Source organism: Polaribacter gochangensis, assembly GCF_046224025.1.
Taxonomy (GTDB): Bacteria; Bacteroidota; Bacteroidia; order Flavobacteriales; family Flavobacteriaceae; genus Polaribacter; species Polaribacter gochangensis.
The window spans coordinates 271,446-292,703 of record NZ_JBJXRF010000001.1; the positions used below are offsets into that span (position 1 = coordinate 271,446).

At 31.8% G+C, this 21,258-nt stretch carries 20 protein-coding genes; 14 read left to right on the top strand and 6 right to left on the bottom strand.

The annotated features are described in order from the left end of the window. Positions 1-35 precede the first annotated feature (35 nt). Positions 36-230 carry a hypothetical protein gene (locus ACEWL1_RS01270; RefSeq protein ID WP_347173724.1) on the top strand — a complete coding sequence of 65 codons (195 nt, stop codon included), beginning with the start codon at positions 36-38 and terminating at the stop codon, positions 228-230. A gap of 56 nt (positions 231-286) precedes the next feature. Here the strand turns inward: ACEWL1_RS01270 and fabD are convergent, their stop codons facing one another. Next, positions 287-1,171 (bottom strand): ACP S-malonyltransferase, encoded by an 885-nt coding sequence (fabD, locus tag ACEWL1_RS01275; protein WP_409231472.1) that lies wholly within the window; start codon positions 1,169-1,171, stop codon positions 287-289. 78 nt (positions 1,172-1,249) lie between these two features. Between fabD and ACEWL1_RS01280 the strand changes: the two genes are divergently transcribed. From ACEWL1_RS01280 to arsM, 6 genes are all read left to right on the top strand, one after another. Further along, complete coding sequence (locus ACEWL1_RS01280) at positions 1,250-1,951, top strand: queuosine precursor transporter (RefSeq protein ID WP_409231473.1); 702 nt, start codon at positions 1,250-1,252, stop codon at positions 1,949-1,951. Between the two features lie 51 nt (positions 1,952-2,002). Then, entirely contained in the window at positions 2,003-2,335 is a 333-nt protein-coding gene (locus ACEWL1_RS01285) for an arsenosugar biosynthesis-associated peroxidase-like protein (protein ID WP_409231474.1), read from the top strand. 78 nt (positions 2,336-2,413) lie between these two features. Then, positions 2,414-3,466 (top strand): arsenosugar biosynthesis radical SAM (seleno)protein ArsS, encoded by a 1,053-nt coding sequence (arsS, locus tag ACEWL1_RS01290; protein WP_409231475.1) that lies wholly within the window; start codon positions 2,414-2,416, stop codon positions 3,464-3,466. A 60-nt stretch (positions 3,467-3,526) separates the two neighbouring features. Then, entirely contained in the window at positions 3,527-4,225 is a 699-nt protein-coding gene (locus ACEWL1_RS01295; RefSeq protein ID WP_409231476.1) for a TIGR04282 family arsenosugar biosynthesis glycosyltransferase, read from the top strand. A gap of 2 nt (positions 4,226-4,227) precedes the next feature. After that, complete coding sequence (locus ACEWL1_RS01300) at positions 4,228-5,043, top strand: purine-nucleoside phosphorylase (RefSeq protein ID WP_409231477.1); 816 nt, start codon at positions 4,228-4,230, stop codon at positions 5,041-5,043. A gap of 80 nt (positions 5,044-5,123) precedes the next feature. Next, on the top strand, positions 5,124-6,092 hold the full coding sequence (arsM, locus tag ACEWL1_RS01305) for an arsenosugar biosynthesis arsenite methyltransferase ArsM (RefSeq protein ID WP_409231478.1): 969 nt from the start codon (positions 5,124-5,126) through the stop codon (positions 6,090-6,092). A 22-nt stretch (positions 6,093-6,114) separates the two neighbouring features. Here the strand turns inward: arsM and ACEWL1_RS01310 are convergent, their stop codons facing one another. Next, positions 6,115-6,948, bottom strand: a complete 834-nt coding sequence (locus ACEWL1_RS01310) for a universal stress protein (protein ID WP_409231479.1) — start codon at positions 6,946-6,948, stop codon at positions 6,115-6,117. 85 nt (positions 6,949-7,033) lie between these two features. Then, positions 7,034-8,038: a glycoside hydrolase family 113 gene (locus ACEWL1_RS01315; RefSeq protein WP_409231480.1), complete on the bottom strand. Its 1,005-nt coding sequence runs from the start codon at positions 8,036-8,038 to the stop codon at positions 7,034-7,036. Positions 8,039-8,178: 140 nt separating this feature from the next. Between ACEWL1_RS01315 and ACEWL1_RS01320 the strand changes: the two genes are divergently transcribed. The 5 genes from ACEWL1_RS01320 (at position 8,179) to ACEWL1_RS01340 (ending at position 14,814) form a co-directional block, all read left to right on the top strand. Continuing rightward, entirely contained in the window at positions 8,179-9,519 is a 1,341-nt protein-coding gene (locus tag ACEWL1_RS01320) for an NAD(P)/FAD-dependent oxidoreductase (protein ID WP_409231481.1), read from the top strand. Positions 9,520-9,524: 5 nt separating this feature from the next. Next, a complete protein-coding gene (locus ACEWL1_RS01325; protein WP_409231482.1) occupies positions 9,525-11,147 on the top strand; it encodes a 4Fe-4S binding protein in 1,623 nt (540 codons plus the stop codon). A gap of 42 nt (positions 11,148-11,189) precedes the next feature. After that, on the top strand, positions 11,190-11,894 hold the full coding sequence (locus ACEWL1_RS01330) for a glycosyltransferase family 2 protein (RefSeq protein ID WP_409231483.1): 705 nt from the start codon (positions 11,190-11,192) through the stop codon (positions 11,892-11,894). Next, a complete protein-coding gene (locus ACEWL1_RS01335) occupies positions 11,891-13,384 on the top strand; it encodes a cellulose synthase family protein (protein ID WP_409231484.1) in 1,494 nt (497 codons plus the stop codon). Before ACEWL1_RS01330 ends, ACEWL1_RS01335 begins: the two co-directional genes overlap by 4 nt. A 101-nt stretch (positions 13,385-13,485) precedes the next feature. After that, positions 13,486-14,814 carry a mannosyltransferase gene (locus ACEWL1_RS01340; protein ID WP_409231485.1) on the top strand — a complete coding sequence of 443 codons (1,329 nt, stop codon included), beginning with the start codon at positions 13,486-13,488 and terminating at the stop codon, positions 14,812-14,814. Here the strand turns inward: ACEWL1_RS01340 and ACEWL1_RS01345 are convergent. Next, complete coding sequence (locus tag ACEWL1_RS01345; RefSeq protein WP_409231486.1) at positions 14,756-15,712, bottom strand: carbon-nitrogen hydrolase family protein; 957 nt, start codon at positions 15,710-15,712, stop codon at positions 14,756-14,758. The two genes, ACEWL1_RS01340 and ACEWL1_RS01345, sit on opposite strands and share 59 nt — an antisense overlap. Positions 15,713-15,785: 73 nt before the next feature. Beyond that, complete coding sequence (locus ACEWL1_RS01350) at positions 15,786-16,577, bottom strand: DUF2797 domain-containing protein (RefSeq protein WP_409231487.1); 792 nt, start codon at positions 16,575-16,577, stop codon at positions 15,786-15,788. Between the two features lie 112 nt (positions 16,578-16,689). Between ACEWL1_RS01350 and ACEWL1_RS01355 the strand changes: the two genes are divergently transcribed. Both ACEWL1_RS01355 and ACEWL1_RS01360 read left to right on the top strand, forming a co-directional pair. After that, positions 16,690-18,225, top strand: coding sequence for a GH3 auxin-responsive promoter family protein (locus ACEWL1_RS01355; protein WP_409231488.1), 1,536 nt, complete (start codon positions 16,690-16,692; stop codon positions 18,223-18,225). A gap of 137 nt (positions 18,226-18,362) precedes the next feature. Further along, positions 18,363-20,234, top strand: a complete 1,872-nt coding sequence (locus tag ACEWL1_RS01360) for a mucoidy inhibitor MuiA family protein (protein ID WP_409231489.1) — start codon at positions 18,363-18,365, stop codon at positions 20,232-20,234. A 7-nt stretch (positions 20,235-20,241) separates the two neighbouring features. Here the strand turns inward: ACEWL1_RS01360 and ACEWL1_RS01365 are convergent, their stop codons facing one another. Further along, positions 20,242-21,219, bottom strand: coding sequence for a polyprenyl synthetase family protein (locus tag ACEWL1_RS01365; protein WP_409231490.1), 978 nt, complete (start codon positions 21,217-21,219; stop codon positions 20,242-20,244). Positions 21,220-21,258 lie beyond the last annotated feature (39 nt).

Below are 21,258 nucleotides of genomic sequence, written 5' to 3' on the forward strand. Positions count from 1 at the left end.
CTTTGTATCATATTAATTTAATGATAAAAGACAAGATGAAACTGATTCAAATTAAAAGAAAAACCCGTTTAGAAAAGAGATTTACTCCACAAATGGGACGATTACACACTAGAGTTACTTATATTAAAAAAATGTTTTTAAACATTATTCCTCTAGAAACTCTTCATAAATACAGGGAAACGTATTATGGTGAAATTAAAGATTGTGAAGACTGTGTTCTTTCAAAATAAACAATAAAAAAATCCCACTCAAATTGAGTGGGATTTTTTTATTCATCTCTTTTACTTTACCCAATTGAAGCTCCACTTGCAGCAACATTTCTATCAATTTTACGCATCAATCCTTGCAATACTTTTCCTGGACCAACTTCTATAAATTCTGTTCCTCCGTCAGCAATCATTTGTTGCACAGATTGTGTCCAACGAACTGGTGCTGTTAATTGCAACATTAAATTTTTCTTAATTTCATCTGGACTTGTAACTGCACTTGCAGTAACATTTTGATACACAGGACACGTTGGTTCACTAAAAATTGTTGCTTCAATTGCAGCCGCTAATTCTTCCCTTGCTGGCTCCATCATTGGCGAATGGAATGCACCTCCAACCGGCAACAACAAAGCTCTTCTTGCTCCTTTTTCTGTTAAAACTTCACAAGCTTTTTCTACTGCAGAAACCTCTCCAGAAATTACCAATTGTCCAGGACAATTATAGTTTGCGGCAACTACAACTCCATCGATTGCTGCACAAACTTCTTCAACCACGTTATCATCTAATCCTAAAACTGCTGCCATTGTTGATGGTTGTATTTCACACGCTTTTTGCATTGCTAAAGCTCGCTTAGAAACCAATGTTAATCCGTCTTCAAAAGACAGAACACCATTTGCAACCAATGCTGATAATTCTCCTAAAGAATGTCCTGCAACCATTTCTGGTTGAAAAGAATCTCCCATTACTTTTGCTAAAATTACGGAATGTAAAAAAATAGCAGGCTGTGTAACTTTCGTTTCTTTTAATTGTTCTGCTGTTCCTTCAAACATAATGTCTGTAATTGCAAAACCTAAAATTTTATTTGCTTGTTCAAATAACTCTTGTGCTATGGTTGACTTTTCGTATAAATCTAATCCCATTCCTGAGAATTGTGCTCCTTGACCTGGAAAAATATATGCCTTCATGTGCTTCTTTTTTATTCTTTATTTGATTCTGCAAACATACAAATTTTTAAAATCAAACTAAATTCTTACTTTCGTTCTATGACCAAACAACAAAAATCTTCTGCGCAATTAATTTATTTGATTTTAGCGGCATTATTTATTGCTTCGTTAGTTACGTCTAATTTAATATTTCAAAAATTCTTTTATTGGTATCCTTTTGATATTACTATTTTTGATGTTAAATTATTTGAATTATCAGTTGGCTTATTACCTTATCCAATTACTTTTTTAATTACTGATATTTTATCCGAAGTGTATGGGAAGAAAAAAGCAAATCAAGTTGTAATCGCCGGGATATTCGCTTCCTTTTTTTCGTTATTAATTATTTTTGTGTCCAAACAAGTTCCCGCAACTACTTGGTCGCAAGTAAATGATGAAACTTTTTTAAATGTTTTTGGCGCTGCACCGTTAGCTGTATTTGCGTCGATGATGGCTTATTTATTTGCTCAATTTATTGATATTAGAGTGTATCATTTTTGGAAAAAATTTACCAAAGGAAAACATCTTTGGTTGCGAAATAATTTTTCAACATTTACATCTCAGTTTATAGATACTTTTACCGTTTTAACATTACTTTGCTCTTTTAACATTATTGCATGGGACAAGTTTTGGGGTTTATTAATTGGAGGTGTTCTTTTTAAAATTTGCATTGCCGCTTTAGACACTCCAATTCTTTATATAATTGTATTTTGGTTTCGAAAAAAATTCAATTTAAAACCCGGAGAAGAAATTACCGAGTAACTTTGTATACAATTACTTTTTTTTACGACAAAAAATCACAAATACTATTTTATGAAAACATATTACGACCCGGCTGATTTAAGAAAATTTGGAAATATAACAGAATGGAGCGAAGAACTTGGTGAAAAATTCTTTGATTACTACGGAAAAGTGTTTGAAGAGGGCGCGTTAACTGCAAGAGAAAAATCATTGATTGCATTGGCTGTTGCACATACAGAACAATGTCCGTATTGTATTGATGCGTACACAAAAGATGGTTTACAACGCGGAATTACTAAAGAAGAAATGATGGAAGCTGTTCATGTTGGAGCGGCAATAAAAAGTGGCGCAACGTTGGTTCATGGAGTTCAAATGATGAATAAAGTAAATAAACTTGAGATGTAAATAAATTATGAATTTTAAATTACGAATTATGAGTTTTGTACTCCTATTCGTAATTCATAATTCTACATTCGTAATTAAATGAAAAAATCTCTTCAAGCAAGAAATAACGATTTAGCAAATACAGAGCGTCAATTAGAAATTCTATCAAACGGAGTTTTTGCTGATGGTGAATTACCTACGTTTGCAAATAAAATTAAGGAAACAAATCAGTTCCCGTTACGTCCAAAGAAATTAGAAATTTTACAGATTAATTTAGGCTATATGTGCAACCAAGTTTGCTCACACTGCCATGTTGATGCTGGTCCAGACCGAAAAGAAATTATGACGATTGAAACGATGAATCAATGTTTGGAAGTCATCAAAAAAACCGATGCACATACGTTGGATTTAACTGGCGGCGCTCCGGAAATGAATCCGAATTTTAGATGGTTTGTTGAAGAAGCAAGTAAAGCAGGAATTAAAGATTTTATTGTCCGATCTAATTTAACCATTATTTTAGCCAATAAAAAATACCACGATTTACCTAATTTTTTTAAAAAACACAACGTACATGTAATTTCTTCGATGCCACATTATACGCAAGGAAAAACGGATAAACAACGTGGTGATGGCGTTTTTGACAAATCAATCAAAACATTGCAAATGCTGAATAAAGTTGGTTATGGAATTGAGGGTTCTGAATTAAAATTAGATTTGGTGTACAATCCGTCAGGCGCATTTTTACCAGGAGATCAACAAGCATTAGAAAACGATTTTAAGAAAGCATTAAAAGACGATTTTAATATTGATTTTCACAGTTTATTTGCGATTACCAATTTACCAATAAGTAGGTTTTTAGATTATTTAATTGCCTCAGAAAATTATGAAGAATATATGTTTGCTTTGGTTGAAGCTTACAATCCGTTAGCAGTTGAAAACGTTATGTGTACCAATACCATTTCTATCAGTTGGGACGGATTTTTATACGATTGTGATTTCAATCAGATGTTAAATTTAAAAGTAAACTCTAACGTTAAACACATTGCTGACTACAATGAAGAATTGCTGCAAAATAGAAATATTATTATCAATCAACATTGCTACGGGTGTACTGCTGGCGCAGGAAGTAGTTGCCAAGGAGTTGTTGCGTAAATCAGTTTCAGTTAACAATTACCAGTAATCAGTAGCGAAAAAAGTAAGAAGTTTAAATTCATGAGTGATAAAAAGAATCAAGAGAAAAGAACTAGGAAAAAAAATGATTTGCTTATTGTATTTGTAAAGAACATTATCTTAGGCAAAGTAAAAACACGTTTGGCTAAATCGATTGGTGCTATTGGGGCTTTTAAAATTTATTCAGAATTGGTAGATATTACTGAAAAAGCAACAACTAATATTACAGCTGGCAAACACATTTATTTTTCTGATGTCATTATTTCATCAAAATGGAAAGGCGATAAAAAATTTATACAAGAAGGAAAAGATTTAGGAAGTAGAATGCAAAATGCTTTTCAAAATGGATTTGATGAAGGGTATGAAAACATCCTATTGATTGGTTCTGATTTACCTGATATTTCTAAAAATATTATTAATTCAGCTTTTGAAAAATTAGAAAACAATGATGTGGTTTTTGGTCCAGCTGAAGATGGTGGCTATTATTTAATTGGATTGTCTAAAATGATTCCATCCATTTTTGAAAATAAACCTTGGAGTCAATCAGAATTATTAACTGTAACTTTAGCAGAATTAAAAACACAAAAAAAAACTATTGGGTTGATAGAAACGTTAAACGACATCGATACTTTTGAAGATTTAATTACATCAGATTTTTATAAAAAGAATTTGGAAATTCAAGAAATTGTACAACAAAATAGAGCAATAAAACAAAAAGATACTGAAACAAGTTCAGCATAAACATGAAAAAACAACAACTACAAGAAACAACAGATTATTTAAAAGCAAACGGAATTACAGCTCCAGAAATCGGAATTGTATTAGGAACAGGTTTAGGAAAACTGGTTGATGAAATCGATATCGAAAAAGAAATTGCCTATGTTGATATTCCAAATTTTCCTCAAGCAACTATAGAATTTCATTCTGGAAAATTAATTTACGGGAACTTATCTGGTAAAAAAGTAATCGTAATGGCTGGTCGTTTTCATGTCTATGAAGGCTATAGTTTATGGGAAGTAACCTACGGAATCAGAACCATGCACGCTTTAGGAATCAAAAATTTATTGATTTCAAATGCTGCTGGTGCTATCAATCTAAATTATAAAAAAGGCGATATCATGCTGATTGAAGATCACATCAATTTGCAAGGAAGTTCTCCTTTAGCTTTTAAAGGCGCCAATGATTTTGGAAATATTTTTGCGGATATGCTAGAACCGTATTCAGTAAAAATGAATAAGAAATTGAAAGAAATTGCGAAAGAAAACGACATCCAATTGCACGAAGGAATTTACACCAGTGTTGTTGGTCCGCAATTAGAAACCAGAGCAGAATATAGAATGTTGCAAATATTAGAAACGGATGCAGTTGGAATGAGTACAGTTCCTGAAGTGATTGTCGCTAAACAATTAGAGCTGCCTTGTGCTGCAATTTCTGTATTAACAGACGAATGTGATCCGAAAAATTTACAACCAGTAGATATTTCTGAAATCATTGCAATTGCAGGTAAAGCAGAGCCTAAAATGATTGTATTATTTAAAGAATTAATCAAAAAAATATAACGCCATTCCGAACGAAGTGAAGGAATCTCATCAAAAGATTGCCATGTCATACTTCCTCGCAATGACAAACAAAACATAAAATGAGTTATTTAGACGAAACACATAGCGTATATAAAGAAGCAGCTTTAACTCCAGATGTAGGCTTGTGTTGCACAACAAATCCGATTTGGGAATTACCAGGATTGAAGATTCCTAGAATCATGCAAGAGATGAATTACGGATGTGGTTCTACTGTACATGCAAGAGATTTAACAAACAATCCAAAAATGTTATATGTTGGTGTTGGTGGCGGAATGGAATTACTACAATTTTCATATTTCAATCGTCAAAAAGGCGGTGTAATTGGTTTGGATGTTGTAGATGAAATGTTAGAAGCTTCTCGTAAAAATTTTAAAGTTGCAGAAGAGCAAAACGATTGGTTCAAATCTGATTTTGTGGATTTACGAAGAGGTGACGCAATGAATTTACCTGTGGAAGACAATTCGATTGATGTTGCTGCTCAAAACTGTTTGTTCAATATTTTTAAGTCCGACGACTTAAAAAAAGCCATTGCAGAAATGTACCGAGTTTTAAAACCTCATGGACGTTTGGTGATGAGCGACCCTACTTGTGAGCAACCAATGAATGATGAATTGCGAAACAACGAACGTTTGCGTGCTTTGTGTTTAAGCGGAAGTTTATCTATTGCTGATTATATAAAAGCTTTGACTGATGCGGGTTTTGGAACGATAGAAATTAGAGCTAGAAAGCCCTACAGAATTTTAGATCCAAAAAATTACCCAACAGACGAATTAATTTATATAGAATCTATTGAAGTTGCCGCAATTAAAGATCCAATGCCAGAAGATGGACCTTGTGTTTTTACAGGAAAAGCAGCAATCTATTATGGTGATTCAGCCTATTTTGATGACGGATTAGGGCATACGTTGTTAAAAAACCAACCATTGGCAATTTGTGATAAAACGGCAAAAGCATTACAAGATTTAGGAAGAGACGACATCTTTTTCTCTCCTTCTACTTTTCATTATGATGGCGGCGGATGTTGTTAAAATCAACAATTATTTTTATCCCTTATATTTTAATTGTAATTACGGGCAATAAAGAATGATTACTGACATTTTCTGCAACGCTTCCTTTAAAGATATGAGACAATCCTTTTCTACCGTTTGTGCTAATTGCTATTAAATCTGCTCCTATTAAGTTAGAAAATTTTAAAATTCCTTTTTCAATTGTAGATTCACACTCAAAAGTAATTTCTTTTAACTTACTAATATCTTGGTTTGCTTTGGTTAAAAAATGAACCGCCATATCTTGCATTTCAGACGAAGCTTTAAACTTGTCATTTGGCGTATTCACATACAACAAATGCAATTCTGCTTTAAAAAACTCCATCAATTTTAATGCTTTTTTATAAGCAGGAATTGACTCTTCAGAAAAATCACACGCATAAACCACGTCTTCAAAATTTAAATCGAACAATTCTTCTTTTAAAATTAAAACAGGAATATCTGAAAACCGAACAACCTTTTCGGTATTAGAACCAACAAAAAGTTCTTTCATTCCGGTTGCGCCATGAGAACTCATGATAATTAAATCTGCATTTACTTCTTCTGCAATCTCATTTATTTCTTTAAATGACAAGTAATGTTTTATAATTGGGGTTACTTTTAAACCTTCTAAATAATCTTTCTTTAAAAAGGTTTTAAAATTTTTTTCTGCTAATTTTAAATAAAAAACGGATTGCGCTTGAATGTCACTTGCACTTTCACTTAACGATGATACGTTAATATCTAACATGTGTAACACAACAATTTCTATTGTATTTCTTTTTGCTAAAAGTGCTGCAGCTTTTAAAGCATATTCAGAATGTTCAGAAAAATCTATTGGTACAATAACTTTTTTCATGATAAATAATTTAGGATAAAAACAAATTTAAGTTATTGATATCTTGTAAATTATAACATTTATCATGTTTTGGTTTTTTTAAGTTTTATTTAATTTCAAATAATTTTTTTAACAAAGCTTCTGTTGGTTTGTTTTGCGGAGTAAATCTGTTGTTGTTTTCTCCGCCAACATCTTCATGATTATGATACCATTTCCAGATAAATCCGCCAGCAAACCAATCTTCTTTCCAAAACTGATTGTAAATTGCTTGTGTGGCATTTTTTTGAGCTTCAAAATTCACACTTCCTTCTACTCTATTCGATTCCCAAGGTTTTTTTCCGTTAAAATCGATGCTTCTATAACCAAATTCTGTAAATAAAATTGGCTTGTTAAATTTTTGTTGAATTTCTTTAATCGATGCCTTATGAGGTTTCCATCCGTTTTCAAAATCTAAAACCGTCGGTGTTTTTTTATCACTCAACGGAAAATAAGCATCCACTCCAATAAAATCTATATCATTCCAAAAAGGAACTCTTTTAAACTCGTCCCAATTTGCTGCGTATGTTAATTTACCTGTATAAATCTTTTTAATTTTTGCAATTAATTGATTCCAGTATTCAGGTCTTTTCGCTACAAATTTTTCTAATTCAGTTCCGATACATAAAATATCTGCATTGATTTGCTGAGCAATTTCTGCAAATTCTAAGATGAAATCTTCATACGAATCTTCTAAAATTTTCCAACTCTCTTCTGATTCCATATCAATATAACCAGTATACAAACCTCTAGAAACCCACAATTGAGGTTTCATCATAATTTTTACATTCCGTTTTTTAAACTCTTTCGCGTAATGTTCTAATCCTTTTCGAGTTTCACCAAACCATTGTCTTTGTGAATTGTATATAATTTTCGGGTTTTTTAAATCTCTAAAAAAACCAAAAGGCATTAAAGCAACAAAATTTCCATGAATCGCCACAACTGGTTCAACGTGTTTTGTGTCAATTGCAGCATTTGAAGCAACAAAACTAATTCCGTTTATTTTTTCTTGTTGATGCGGTTTCGCGCAAGATAGCAGCAATATTAAAAGAAAAATAAAATTCGTGATTTTCATTCTTCTAAAGTATGTTTTTTTGATAAAATAAATAGCAAACAGAAATTAAAAATAGTTTACTTATCTGAATTGATTATAAATTAGAATCTTATATTAAGTTTGTAACTTACAACTCGACAGAATAGCCAACAAAGAAATTTATGGAGCACATTGTTATTATAGGAAACGGAATTTCTGGCGTAACAGCCGCAAGACATATTAGAAAAAATTCTGACAAAGAAATCACGATAGTTTCTGCAGAAGCCGAGTATTTCTTTTCTAGAACTGCGTTGATGTATGTGTATATGGGGCATCTAAAATTCGAACATACGCAACCGTACGAATCTTGGTTTTGGAAAAAAAATCGCATCAACCTTAAAAAAGGATTTGTATCAAAAGTAAATTCTGATGTAAATGAACTTGAATTTTCTAATGGCGAAAAATTAAATTACGACAAACTCATTATTGCAACAGGTTCTAAACCCAATAAATTTGGCTGGCCTGGTCAAGATTTAAATGGCGTTTTTGGAATGTATCACAAGCAAGATTTAGAAACTTTAGAAAAATTTGCGCCCGATAATAAAACGTGTAAACGTGCTGTAATTGTTGGCGGTGGTTTAATCGGAATTGAATTAGCAGAAATGTTACACAGCAGAAATGTTCCGGTTACTTTTTTAGTTAGAGAACAAAGTTTTTGGGGAAATGTATTGCCAAAAGAAGAATCTGAAATCATCAATAAAGAAATTAGAGACAATCATATTGATTTGCGATTGGGAGTCAATTTAAAAGAAATTATTGCTGATGAAAACGGAAATGTAAAATCCGTAATTATTGCAGAAACTAATGAAGAAATTCAATGTACTGTTGTTGGATTAACCGCTGGAGTTTCTCCAAATGTAGATTTCCTAAAAAATTCTGATATTGAAATTGGTCGTGGTGTAAAAGTAAATCGCTTTTTAGAAACCAATATTAAAAATATTTATGCAATTGGTGATTGCGCAGAACAACACGAAGCAATTGGACAAAGAAGACCTATTGAAGCGGTTTGGTACACTGGTAGAATGATGGGAGAAACCGTTGCGCAAACAATTTGCGGAAATAGAATTGAATACAAACCCGGACATTGGTTTAATTCCGCAAAGTTTTTTGATATCGAATATCAAACCTATGGTTGGGTTTGGGCAGAACCTAAAAAAAATGAAACTCATTTTTATTGGGAACATAAAAAAGGTAAAAAATGTATTCATATCAATTATGATAAAAATACTGGAGAATTTATTGGAATTAACACCTTCGGAATAAGAATGCGACACGCCTTTTTTGATAAGATGCTCACAGAAAAAAAATCTGTAAATGATGTCTTAGAACATTTAGCAGATGCTAATTTTGACCCTGAGTTTTACAAACTACACGAAGCAGAAATTGTAGCAAAATTCAATCAAGAAAACAATACAAACATCCAACTGAAAAAGAAAAGCTGGAAAAGAATTTTTAGCGCATAATAGTTATGAAAATAATAAAACATACAGGATTCGTCTTTTTTTTAATCGGGTTGGCAATTTTTACTGGAACTATTTTTACAGGTTCTTTTCAATTAAATTCTGATCAATTAGATACTTTTATCAAAGAGAAGAACTTTAAAAATGAACTGATAAAAGACGAACTACAAAAGGCAATTGTCACTTCAGAAGATTTAAACATCTTTGAATTTTCTAGTCGTGTTAGAAATGCATTTAAAGTTTCAAACGATCATTATGATGCATTAATTGCAAAATACGATTCAGAAAAAAATTGGGATAAAAAAGGAGAACAATATCAATATAAAATTTACGGAAAACCACATACGCTAAGTTTTGAATTGGCAAAAATTGCTGGCAATGGTTTTGTAAAAGAAAATGCGGTTTTATTTTGGTGGCTTACTTTTGGTTTGGCAATTTTTGGTGCACTTCTTTTTATATTACCAAACGCTATTTTATTAGGAAAAGCCGGAATTAAAAACAACGGAATTTATTTAGAATCGAGTACAAATCGTGGTTGGATTGCTTGGTTGGTACTTGTCTATTTGGTTTCATTTTATTTGGTGTTGTATTTTGTGCCAGATTATATTGTAAACTGGACATTCATTTTTGATCCGCTTAGTAAATTTTTTAATGGCGGTTTAGCTTCACAATGGTTTGTGTACGGTTTTTTATATTCTGTAATTATGTTGGTGATGGCAACAAGAATGTACATCAAATACAGACACAATAAATATCAAATTATTAGAACAACTTCTGTCTTATTTTTTCAAATTGTCTTTGCTTTTTTAATTCCAGAAATTATGACCAGCTTAAATATGCCTGGTTATGATTTTAAAAATGCTTTCCCTTTGGATTATGATTTTTTCTTTGAATGGAATTTAGGAACTTTAAAAAGTAGCGGATCCACCGGACTTTTTATTTTAGTTTGGGGAATTGTACTAACCTTAGTTATAGTTCCTGTAATGGTGTATTTCTTCGGTAAACGTTGGTATTGTTCTTGGGTTTGTGGTTGTGGCGGATTGGCAGAAACATTGGGCGATCCGTACAGACAACATTCTAGTAAAACGTTAAAATCATGGAAATTAGAACGCTGGATCATTCATTCAGTGTTAATTTTTTCTTTAGTGATGACCGCTGTAACATTGTATTGTTACTTTACAGGATCACAATCCTTTTTAGGAATCAATTCGCAATGGATAAAAGATTCGTATAGTTTCTTAATTGGTGCTTGGTTTGCTGGCGTTATCGGAACTGGATTTTATCCCATTTTTGGAAACCGAGTTTGGTGTCGTTTTGGTTGTCCGTTAGCCGCATATTTAGGATTTGTACAACGTTTTAAATCACGTTTTAGAATTACTACAAATGGCGGACAATGTATTTCTTGCGGAAATTGTTCTACGTATTGTGAGCAAGGAATTGACGTGAGAGCCTACGCGCAGAAAGGAGAAAACATTGTGCGTTCTAGCTGTGTGGGTTGCGGAATTTGTTCTGCTGTTTGTCCACGTGGCGTTTTAAAATTAGAAAACGGACCAGAAGATGGACGTATCAATCCGACAGAAATTTTATTAGGAAATGATGTTGATTTAATGAAGTTGATTAACGATAAATAATAAAGAAACAATCGTATTTTTGCCGAAACTTAAAAATTTTTAATGCCAATTATAAAAGTCATCATTCCCGCTTATAACGAGCAAGATTCTATTGCAAATGTCATTCATGATATTCCATCAATTGTTGATGAAATTATTGTGGTTAGCAACAATTCTACAGATAAAACTGAAGAAAATGCTAAAAATGCTGGAGCGACGGTTATACAAGAATCTAGAAAAGGATATGGTTTTGCCTGTTTAAAAGGAATGGATTATATCGCTTCGACTTCGCTCAGCGACCCAAATAAAAAGCCAGAAATCATTGTTTTTTTAGATGGCGATTATTCTGATTATCCAGAACAATTAACAGAAATTATTGCTCCAATTATCAATGATAACATCGATTTTGTAATTGGCGCAAGAGTAAAACGACTACGAGAAACAGGTTCTATGACACCGCAACAAGTCTTCGGGAATTGGTTAGCGACCTTTTTAATGAACCTTTTTTTTGGAGCAAAATTTACAGATTTAGGTCCGTTTAGAGCCATTAAATATGACAAATTAGTAGCCTTAAACATGGAAGATAAGACTTACGGCTGGACCGTTGAAATGCAATTAAAAGCATTGAAACAAAAACTGACTTACGTAGAAATTCCGATGAAATACAGAAACAGAATTGGCGTTTCTAAAGTTTCTGGAACTGTAAAAGGAAGTGTGATGGCGGGAATTAAAATATTAGGTTGGATTTTTAAATATAGTTTTAAATGATTGTTGTTGCGTATATCATTATAGCGATTTATACGATTGCTTTGGTGCTCATTTTTATGTATGCCATTGCACAACTCAACTTGCTTTTCAATTATTTAAAAGCGCAAAATAAAGAAGACATTGCTGAGCAATTTGATTTTTCTAATTCTGATGAAATTCCGTTTGTAACCATTCAACTTCCTGTGTATAATGAGTTGTATGTAATGGAACGTTTGTTAACCAATATTGTAAAATTAAAGTACCCAAAAGAGAAGTTAGAAATTCAAGTGTTGGATGATTCTACAGATGAATCTGTTATTTTTACATCGAAGCAAATAGAAGAACTTCAACAATCGGGAATCAACATTAAACACATCCAAAGAACCAACAGAAAAGGATTCAAAGCTGGAGCATTAAAAGAAGGTTTAAAAACTGCAAAAGGTCAATTCATTGCCATTTTTGATGCAGATTTTTTACCAAAAGAAAATTGGTTACTAGAAACCATTCCGTATTTCAAAAACTCAAAAATTGGCGTTGTACAAACACGTTGGGGTCATATCAACAGAAATTATTCTACACTTACACGAATTCAAGCTTTTGCGTTGGATGCACATTTTACGCTAGAACAAGTTGGTAGAAATAGTAAAAATCACTTCATCAACTTTAACGGAACTGCTGGTGTTTGGCGAAAAGAATGTATTTACGACGCTGGAAATTGGGAAGGCGATACGTTAACCGAAGATTTAGATTTAAGCTATAGAGCGCAACTAAAAAACTGGAAATTCAAATATTTAGAACACGTAGAAACTCCGGCTGAATTGCCTGTTGTTATTAGCGCAGCAAGATCGCAACAATTTAGGTGGAACAAAGGCGGCGCAGAAAATTTTCAAAAAATGGCAAAACGCGTTTTGTCTAATAAAAAAGCAACTTTTAAAACTAAAATTCACGGAATTTTACATTTATTAAACAGCACCATGTTTTTAAACGTATTCATTGTTGCGGTTTTAAGCGTGCCCATGTTGTATATTAAAAATGAATACACACATTTAAAAAACTATTTTTATTTGATGAGTTTCTTTGTGATAAGTTCTTTCATCTTTTTTGTTTGTTATTGGTTTATGTTTAAAAATATTTATGGTGGTGGAATTAAAAACTTCTTAAAATATCTTGTTACATTTTTTACATTTTTTTCAATTGCAATGGGGTTTTCTTTACACAATTCAATAGCCGTTTTAGAAGGTCATCTAGGCAAGAAAAGTGATTTTATTAGAACACCTAAATTCAATATTAATTCATTAAAAGACAGTTGGAAAAACAACAAATACATTTCTAAAAAAGTTTCTGTTCATGTAATTCTTGAGGGGTTGTTAGCCTTGTATTTTGCATTTGGAATGTACAGCGCTTTTGTAGTTGGAAATCAAGGCGGCGATTTTGGTTTGTTCCCTTTTCATTTAATGTTGTTTTTAGGGTTTGGTTACGTGTTTTTTAAATCTATTTTTTCTAAAGCATAATGGTTTATAGCAGAAAAAATACAGGGTTGATCATTGCAGTAACTCTTACAATTATCCTCTATTTTTTATTTGCATTTTATGTAGAAAGGTCACAATTTTCAATGGTGCTTTTTTTATATGTTTCAATTTTTGCATCATCATTTTACATTTTAAAAAAAGGAAAAGAGAACACGAAGTTATTAACCAGTTTATCCATTTTATTTCGGTTGATTTTCTTGTTTTCAATTCCCAATTTGTCACAAGATTTTTACCGTTTTATTTGGGACGGAAGAATGCTATTTGAAGGATTGAATCCGTATTTGTATTTACCAGAAACTTTTATCAACCAACACGAATTCCCAGTAAATCAAGCGACAGAACTGTATGCCGGAATGGGATCTTTAAACGGAAGTAATTACACCAATTATCCACCGTTAAATCAATTGAATTTTTACATCGCGGCACTTTTTGCTGGCAACAATATTTTAGGTGCCGTAATTGTGTTTAGACTTCAACTAATTTTAGCGGATATTGGAATTATGTATTTTGGAAAAAAGATTTTAGAAAAACTGAAATTGCCAATTCACAATATCTTTTTATACACTTTAAATCCGTTTATAATTATTGAACTGACAGGGAACATCCATTTTGAACCTGTGCTATTGTTCTTTTTAATTTGGAGTTTGTATTTGCTTTTTAATCACAAATGGATTTGGGCTGCAGTATTATTAGCGTGTTCTATTTCTGTGAAGTTAATTCCGTTGTTGTTTTTACCGTTGTTTTATCAATGGTTTGTGAACAGATCTCTCGACTCCGCTCGAGATGACAAAACAATGTCCGTTCGAGCGGAATCGAGAATAAAAGGGTTTTTGAAATTGATGTTATTTTATGTCATTATCATTTCAACTTCTCTCCTATTTTTCTTGCCTTTTTACAATTCAGAATTGATTGATAATTATTTTAATTCTGTTGGATTATGGTTCAGAAGTTTCGAATTCAATGCAAGTTTCTATTATGTTTTTAGAGAAATTGGATATTTGTTTAGAGGTTATAATGAAATTGCAGTTATTGGAAAAATCATTCCGCTTTTAACAATTGTCTTTTTAGGGTTTATTACTTTTTTTAGAAAAAATAAAAGTCCGAAAGAGCTCATTACTGGGTTGTTATTCGGATTGTCTTTTTATTACTTTACCACAACAACCATGCATCCGTGGTATTTAGCAACTTTAGTATTGCTATCTGTTTTCACCAAATATCGGTTTCCAATTGTTTGGAGTTTGGTAATTATACTAAGTTACCAAGCCTATGCAAATCTTCCTTGGAAAGAAAATTTGTGGTTCGTTGGATTAGAATACGCAATCGTTTATGGGTATTTAATTTGGGAATTATTTTTTAAAAATCATCATAAGAAACAGTACTTTGACGCTCACGATTCACATGCAGTTTCGTAACATCTGGACGCGAATAATGCCCAACAACATCAAAATTTTGACGTTCTTCTAACACACGATTAAAATCTAATGTTTCAATAATCAAACCTTCTTTATTAATTACTGGTTCTACCAACCATTCTCCGTTTGGAAAAGCAATACAAGAACCTCCGTTTGCTAAAATTTCTGGCGCATCTTTTATGATCTTATCAAAATGTGGCGTTTCTTTTGGAAAATCTGATTTTGCCATCAAACTAGAAACTGAAATTACAAAAGAACGCGATTCTCTTGCGATAAATCGTGTAATATCTTTGGTATTATGATCACTTCCTGGCCAAACTGCAATGTGTAAATTTTCTCCCAAACCGTATAAAGCAGTTCTTGGCAATGGCATCCAATTTTCCCAACAATTCAATCCGCCAACAGTAAATTCTTTTAATGGATGTACTTGCAAACCATTTCCGTCTCCAGGCGCCCACGTTAAACGTTCATCAAAAGTTGGTTGTAGTTTTCTATGAACAGATTTTATTTCTCCTTCTTGATTGATATACACCAAACTTGCATAAATACTATGTCCGCCTCTATTTTCTGCACGTTCCATAATCCCTAGATAAATAGAAATCTGATGCTTTTTTGCCAATTCACAGATCGAATTTAATTCGCCTTTTTCAATCGTGATAGAATTACGAACATAATGAGCGTGAATTTCTTTTTGAATTTTCGAATCCCATTCTGCACCGTTTGTCAACGCAATCCAAAATGGATAACCAGGCAATAATGCTTCTCCAAAAACAATCAACTCACAATTTTCTTTTGCAGCATCAATAATTGATTTTTCAATCTTTTGAAGTGTTTTTTCTTTGTTCAACCAAACGGGTGAAATTTGTGCTAATGCGACTTTTAGGATGTTATTTTTCATTTTTCAGTTACAAAGTTAAAAGAGTAACAAAGTCACAAAGTTGAGCAATTGTTACATTAAAAAATTAATTCATTTACACATTAATACTTACCACCAAACCTTCATTTGCTCTTACATTAAAAACAGTTTCGTCTTCAAAAATTAAATACTGTCCTTTTATGCCCACTAACGTTCCTGTATAAGAATGTTGTTTTACCAAGTTCAAACTTTTTGGTTTTAGTGGATATTTATCCACCGGAAAATTTAGATTGGTTTCGGTGTTATTTTCTATAAAATATGCTGCGGCTTCTTCCGGAATGTATTGGGCTAATTTATTTCTCCATTCTACTAAATTTTCATCTTCAATATCATTCTTCAACATCTTGCGCCAATTGGTTTTATCGGCAACATGTTCTTTTAAAGCAACTTCTGTAATTCCGGCTAAATATCGATTCGGCACTTCTACAATTTCAATTGCTTCGTGCGCTCCTTGATCTATCCAACGTGTCGGAACTTGTTGTTTTCTAGTAACACCAACTTTTACATTGCTAGAATTTGCCAAATACACAATATGTGGTTTTAATTGCACTTGTTTTTCGTATTCTAAATCTCGGTCTTCAATACCTAAATGTGCGGTGCTTAATTCGGGTCTCATTATCCAATCGCCAGCAGTTGGAGTATCAAAAAAACAACTTTTACAAAATCCTTGTCGGTAAATTTCTTTGTTTAAATGACAATTTAAGCATTCGTATTTTACAAAAATCATTGTAATGGTTTTACCCAATAACTGATTCATATTTAAAAAGTCATCACCCAATTCTAAATAATATTGAATGATCTCTAAATTTTCGGTTGGCATTTTTTTTAAGACTCCTTGATATTGCATACAACTATTTTTAGTATTTTTAACTCCGATGCCAATCGGCAACAAACAAACTTACTATAAAAAAGCAAGTTTTAAGAATTTTGTATTCATAAATTAAAGAGAACCTAACCAAATGGCATTTCCTTTCGTAAATTCAATTATTTCTTGGTTTTTAAAGAAACGAAAGCATCAAATGGAGCTATTTTTAAAATATCCCTTAGATGTTCAAGACGAATTGTTATTTAGATTATTGAATACAGCAAAAAATACAGAATTTGGTAAAGCGCATTATTTTTCATCCATTAGAGATTATACCGATTTCACAAACGCCGTTCCGATTCAGAAATATGAAAGTATTGAACCTTTAATTGAACGTTGTAGAAGAGGAGAGCAAAACCTTTTTTGGCCAACTCCAATAAAATGGTTTGCAAAATCTAGCGGAACAACAAATGCTAAAAGTAAATTTATTCCTGTGAGTGATGAAGCGTTGGAATATTGTCATTTAAAAGCCGGAAAAGACATGTTGTGTTTGTACATCAACAATAATGAAGACACGCAATTGTTTACAGGAAAAGGATTAAAGCTTGGCGGAAGTTCTGCTATTTATGAAGACAACAATTCGTATTTCGGAGATTTGTCTGCAATTATCACAGAAAATCTTCCTTTTTGGGCTGATTTCAGTTCTGCTCCGAGTCAAGAAACAGCATTAATGAGCGAATGGGAAACCAAAATGGAAGCGATAATTAATGAAACGATTCACGAAGATATTACAAGTTTAGTTGGTGTTCCAAGTTGGATGTTATTATTGTTAAATCGTGTGTTAGAAAAAACAGGAAAAGACACTATTTTAGAAGTTTGGCCAAATTTAGAAGTGTATTTTCATGGCGGTGTAAATTTTAATCCATACAGAGAACAATACAAAAAACTGATTCCGAAGGCCGATTTTAAATACTACGAAACCTATAATGCTTCAGAAGGTTTTTTCGGATTACAAGACAGAAATAATTCGCTAGAATTGTTGTTAATGTTAGATTACGGAATCTTTTATGAATTTATTCCGATGGATGCTTATGAAGGCGAAAACTCAACCGCTATTCCGTTATCAAAAGTAAAAAAGAACGTAAACTACGCCATGGTAATTACTACAAATGGCGGTTTGTGGCGCTATTTAATTGGCGATACTGTAAAGTTTACATCTACAAATCCGCATCGCATAAAAATTACAGGAAGAACCAAGCATTTTATCAATGTTTTTGGTGAAGAATTGATTATTGAAAACGCAGAAGACGCTTTAAAATTAGCCTGTAAAAAAACAAAGGCAACCATTACAGATTATACCGTTGCTCCTATTTTTATGGAAGGAAAATCTAGTGGCGGACATGAATGGTTGATTGAGTTTAAAAGAGCACCAAAAAATTTAGAATATTTTACTGAACTATTAGACAATGCTTTAAAATCGATAAATTCTGATTACGAAGCAAAACGGTATCATAATATGACGTTGGCTTTGCCTAAAATTCATGTTGCAGAACAAGGATTATTTTACAATTGGCTAAAGCAAAAGCAGAAATTAGGTGGACAACATAAAGTGCCGAGATTGTCTAATAAAAGAGATTATCTTGAAGAATTATTAAAAATTGCTACCAAGCAACAAAGTGCAAAATTATAATCTATTTAGTTCTTGGTAACTACAATTCTAAGGTACACTTTGTTTTATTAGTTTACTTACTTATTAAACGAATACATTTTGAAATTGTAACAAACATCAAAATATTATTACTATTTTTATATTAAAAACCTCCAGCTATGAAAAAATATATTTTAATACTAGCTTTTTTAAGCTCACTTTCTATTTATTCTCAAATAAATTTAGAAAAAGAAGTTACTTCAAAAGTAAATGAAGTTACTGTTTTTCTTGAAAGTGCTCAAATAACAAGAAAGAAAACAGTAATAATTAACAAAGGAACTACCATTTTAAGATTTACCAAACTTTCTCCTTTTATTGATGGAAAAAGCATTCAAGTTAAAACAACAAATGATGTTGAAATTCAGTCTGTAAATTTTGAGAAAAATTATTTAGATAAGCAAACCAAAAGTGATGAAATAAGAAAACTTGAGACTGATTTAAAAACTATTCACAAAAAACTTGAGCTAGAAAAGACGTTGCTAAATATCAATGTAGAAGAAACTAAATTTTTACAATCTAACAGAAATATTGGAGGTAAAAACCAAACTTTAACAGCAATTAATCTTAAAAATGCTGCAACCTATTATGGAGCTAAATACAAAGCGTTAAAATTAGAAGCTTTAAAAATTAATGAACGTATAAGCTCAATCAATAAAAATTTTAGCGATATTAATAACCAAATTAATAGTTTTTCAACTAAAAAAGAGTTTGCTTCTGGTGAAGCTTTAGTAAAAATAAAAACAACAAAAACAACAACTATTCAACTTGAATTGGTGTATAATGTTGCAAATGCAGGTTGGTTTCCAACGTATGACATTAGAGTAAAAGACATTAATAGTCCGTTACATTTAGTGTATAAAGCAAATGTAAAACAGAACACAAAAGTAGATTGGGACAATGTAAAACTGAGTTTTTCATCATCAGATCCAAGTGTTTCAAGCGAAGCGCCAGAATTAAAAACGTATTTTTTAAATTACAATTCGCTTCCACCAGTATATACAAAAAACATTAAAACTGTTTCAGGAATTGTTTCTGATAATAGCGGCGCGTTGCCAGGAGTTAGTGTTTTAATTGATGGAACAACCATTGGAACTGAAACAAATTTTGATGGTTATTATTCTATCACAATTCCAAAAAATGCTTCAACTTTAACTTTTTCTTATTTAGGATACAGTACAGTTAAAAGAAATATTTATAGTTCTAATATAAATGTTCAAATGAAAGAAGACGCAAATGTTTTAGATGAAGTTGTTGTTACAGGATACGGAAATGAAAAAACTCTCACTTCTGTTTTAAAGGGAAAAATTTCTGGTGTTCAAATTACTAATGATTCGAGAAAAAAAGAAAATAACTATTCAATTCCAACAAACCAAGTTTTAAATCAAACAACTGTTAATTTTGAAATTGCTTCCCCATATTCTTTAAAATCTGATAATAAGAATTATTCTGTCGGAATGAAAACGTATGAATTAAATGTAGATTATCAATATTATAGCATTCCAAAAATTGATAAAAATGCTTTTCTTATTGCCTACGCAGACAATTGGGAAAAACTAAATTTATTGGAAGGAGAAGCTAATATTTATTTTGAAGGAACGTATATTGGTAAATCTTTATTAGACACTCGTTTTATTACTGATAAATTAAAAATCTCTTTAGGTAGAGATAAAAATATCATTGTAAACAGAGAAAAAACGAAAGATTTTACAACTAGACAATTTATTGGAAGTAAAAAACAAGAAAATAGAGCTTGGAATATTTCAATAAAAAATAATAAATCTCAAAAAATTAGCATTTCTATTTTTGATCAAATTCCAGTTTCTACTTTAGAAGAAATTAAAGTAGAATTAGATAAATCTAACACTGGTAAATTTAATGCAGAAAATGGAGAAATTTTATGGAGATTTGAGTTGAATCCGAGTTCTACTAAAAATTTGAATTTAAGATATTCTGTAAAATACCCAAAGGACAGAGAGTTAACTTTGGAGTAATAAGCAATTAAATTTTACGTTCCACAACGTAATCTATCATTTGAATAAGTGAATCTTTATAAGGAGATTTTGGGTAGTTTTCTAAAATAGTTAACGCTCTATTTTTGTAGTCGTTCATTTTAGCAATGGTGTATTCAATTCCTCCATTTTCTTTTACAAAAGTGATGACTTCTTTTACGCGTTTTTTGTCTTTGTTGTGTTTTTTTACCGAATTGATAATCCAGTTTTTATCTTTTTCAGAACTATTATTTAAGGTATAAATTAAAGGCAAGGTCATTTTTTGTTCTTTGATATCGATTCCGGTAGGTTTTCCAATTTTGTCATCCGTATAATCGAACAAATCATCTTTAATTTGAAAAGCAATTCCGATACACTCACCAAACTTTCTCATTTGCTGAACCGTTTCTTGATTTGCACCAACAGAAGCTGCTCCAATTCCGCAACAAGCAGCAATTAAAGTTGCTGTTTTCTTACGGATTATTTCAAAATACACCTCTTCGGTAATATCTAATTTACGTGCTTTTTCTATTTGCAATAATTCGCCTTCACTCATTTCTCGAACCGCGATAGAAATCAATTTTAGCAAATCAAAATCTTCATTATCAATAGAAAGCAATAATCCTTTAGACAATAAAAAATCGCCTACTAAAACAGCAATTTTATTTTTCCAAAGTGCATTTACAGAGAAAAAACCTCTTCTTCTATTGCTATCATCAACAACATCATCATGTACCAAAGTAGCAGTATGAATCAATTCTACAACAGAAGCTCCACGATATGTCCGTTCATCAAACCCCCCTTCAGAAACCATTTTTGCGACTAAAAAAACAAACATCGGACGCATTTGTTTTCCTTTTCTACGAACAATATAATAGGTAATTCTGTTTAGCAACGGAACTTTAGTCAGCATCGATTCTTTGAACTTCTCTTCAAAGAGTTCCATTTCGTTTTTAATAGGAAGTTTTATTTGCTCTACAGGTTTCATCGATTATTCATGTCTCCTCGAGCGGAGTCGAGAGGTCTA

Bases quoted from the DNA above. Each gene is read 5' to 3' on its own strand.
- ACEWL1_RS01270 (WP_347173724.1), top strand. From the start codon at position 36: ATGAAACTGATTCAAATTAAAAGAAAAACCCGTTTAGAAAAGAGATTT.
- fabD (WP_409231472.1), bottom strand. From the start codon at position 1,171: ATGAAGGCATATATTTTTCCAGGTCAAGGAGCACAATTCTCAGGAATG.
- ACEWL1_RS01280 (WP_409231473.1), top strand. From the start codon at position 1,250: ATGACCAAACAACAAAAATCTTCTGCGCAATTAATTTATTTGATTTTA.
- ACEWL1_RS01285 (WP_409231474.1), top strand. From the start codon at position 2,003: ATGAAAACATATTACGACCCGGCTGATTTAAGAAAATTTGGAAATATA.
- arsS (WP_409231475.1), top strand. From the start codon at position 2,414: ATGAAAAAATCTCTTCAAGCAAGAAATAACGATTTAGCAAATACAGAG.
- ACEWL1_RS01295 (WP_409231476.1), top strand. From the start codon at position 3,527: ATGAGTGATAAAAAGAATCAAGAGAAAAGAACTAGGAAAAAAAATGAT.
- ACEWL1_RS01300 (WP_409231477.1), top strand. From the start codon at position 4,228: ATGAAAAAACAACAACTACAAGAAACAACAGATTATTTAAAAGCAAAC.
- arsM (WP_409231478.1), top strand. From the start codon at position 5,124: ATGAGTTATTTAGACGAAACACATAGCGTATATAAAGAAGCAGCTTTA.
- ACEWL1_RS01310 (WP_409231479.1), bottom strand. From the start codon at position 6,948: ATGAAAAAAGTTATTGTACCAATAGATTTTTCTGAACATTCTGAATAT.
- ACEWL1_RS01315 (WP_409231480.1), bottom strand. From the start codon at position 8,038: ATGAAAATCACGAATTTTATTTTTCTTTTAATATTGCTGCTATCTTGC.
- ACEWL1_RS01320 (WP_409231481.1), top strand. From the start codon at position 8,179: ATGGAGCACATTGTTATTATAGGAAACGGAATTTCTGGCGTAACAGCC.
- ACEWL1_RS01325 (WP_409231482.1), top strand. From the start codon at position 9,525: ATGAAAATAATAAAACATACAGGATTCGTCTTTTTTTTAATCGGGTTG.
- ACEWL1_RS01330 (WP_409231483.1), top strand. From the start codon at position 11,190: ATGCCAATTATAAAAGTCATCATTCCCGCTTATAACGAGCAAGATTCT.
- ACEWL1_RS01335 (WP_409231484.1), top strand. From the start codon at position 11,891: ATGATTGTTGTTGCGTATATCATTATAGCGATTTATACGATTGCTTTG.
- ACEWL1_RS01340 (WP_409231485.1), top strand. From the start codon at position 13,486: ATGGTGCTTTTTTTATATGTTTCAATTTTTGCATCATCATTTTACATT.
- ACEWL1_RS01345 (WP_409231486.1), bottom strand. From the start codon at position 15,712: ATGAAAAATAACATCCTAAAAGTCGCATTAGCACAAATTTCACCCGTT.
- ACEWL1_RS01350 (WP_409231487.1), bottom strand. From the start codon at position 16,577: ATGCAATATCAAGGAGTCTTAAAAAAAATGCCAACCGAAAATTTAGAG.
- ACEWL1_RS01355 (WP_409231488.1), top strand. From the start codon at position 16,690: ATGGCATTTCCTTTCGTAAATTCAATTATTTCTTGGTTTTTAAAGAAA.
- ACEWL1_RS01360 (WP_409231489.1), top strand. From the start codon at position 18,363: ATGAAAAAATATATTTTAATACTAGCTTTTTTAAGCTCACTTTCTATT.
- ACEWL1_RS01365 (WP_409231490.1), bottom strand. From the start codon at position 21,219: ATGAAACCTGTAGAGCAAATAAAACTTCCTATTAAAAACGAAATGGAA.